The organism is Agrococcus sp. HG114, assembly GCF_024723325.1.
Lineage (GTDB): Bacteria > Actinomycetota > Actinomycetes > Actinomycetales > Microbacteriaceae > Agrococcus.
Genome location: NZ_JANQCH010000229.1, coordinates 1 through 1,208, shown reverse-complemented (window position 1 = coordinate 1,208; position 1,208 = coordinate 1). Strand labels below are relative to the sequence as shown.

General features: G+C 77.9%; 1 protein-coding gene and 1 pseudogene. Both read right to left on the bottom strand.

The window, feature by feature from the left end:
* Positions 1 to 727: methionyl-tRNA formyltransferase (locus NWP09_RS12915; RefSeq protein WP_258275898.1), on the bottom strand; the 727-nt coding region annotated here is incomplete at its 3' end.
* Between the two features lie 77 nt (positions 728 to 804).
* A pseudogene (locus NWP09_RS12910) lies at positions 805 to 1,208 on the bottom strand (primosomal protein N'); the annotation flags it as partial.

Genomic DNA, 1,208 nt, shown 5'->3' with positions numbered 1-1,208 from the left:
CGAGCAGCTTGATGCGCTCGCCGTCGACGATCGCGTGGGCACCGGGCTCGGGCGTCACCCCGCGCCACCGGTTGAGCACCGCGGGCGCGGTGCGCGTCAGGTCGAGCGCGCCGTCGGCGAGCGTGAGCTTCGGCGCGAACGTCGGCGCGCCCGTCTGCGGCTCGAACGCGGCGGTGCCGGCCTCGATCTCGCGCACCGCGTCGGCGAGCTCGTGCGCGCCGACCTCGGCGAGCTCGGCGAGCAGCTCGCCCGCGGTCGCGCCCTCGGGGATCGGCGTCTCCCGCACGCGCACGAGCGGGCCGGCATCGAGCTCCTCGACGAGCCGGAACACGCTCACGCCCGTGACGCCGTGCCCGTCGATGAGGGCGCGCTGCACGGGCGCGGCCCCGCGGTAGTCGGGCAGCACCGAGAAGTGCAGGTTGATCCAGGCGTGCCGCGGCCGCGACAGCAGGGGCTCGCGCACGAGCCCCCCGTACGCGACGACGACGCCGAGCTCCGGCTCGAGCGCGGCGATGCGCTCGGTCGCGCCCGCGTCGAGCCGGTTCGCCTCGATGACCTCGAGCCCGAGCTCCGCCGCGCGCGCGGCGACCGGCGTGGGGGTCAGGATGCGCTTGCGCCCCTGCGGGGACGCGGCCCGCGTGACGACCGCGGCGATGTCGTGCGCGCGGGCGAGCACCTCGAGGCTGGGCACGGCGGCGGCGGGACTGCCGGCGAAGACGATGCGCATGGCTGCTCTCTGTCGAAGGGGGTCTCGGAGGGTCGATGCCGGCCGGGCGGTGGCGGCGACCCGGGTCGGTCGGCTCGCTAGAGGCCGTCGAAGGGCTCGGGATCATCCAACCGGATGCGCAGGCGCGGCGGCGCGCCGGGCTTCCGGGGCCGACCGGCGGCGGCGAGCACCCGCGCGCGGACCACGCCCGCGACGCGTGCCCCGTCGGCGTAGGAGAAGCGCACGATCGCGCGCTCGGCCTCCTCCCCCGGCCGCCCCTCGACGGGCACGGGACCGAGCACGTCGAGGTGCGGGTCGCCGACGAGCTGCTCGAGCGCCTCCGCGACCGCGTCGGGGTGGCCGACGACGGATGCGGTGCGCACCGCGGGCGGGAACCGGAGCGCGCGGCGCTCGGCGAGCTCGGCCTTCGCGAACGGCACCGTCGTCTCGGCGGTGAGCGCGGCGGCCGCGGGCCCCACGACGCCCGCGAGCACGACGCGGG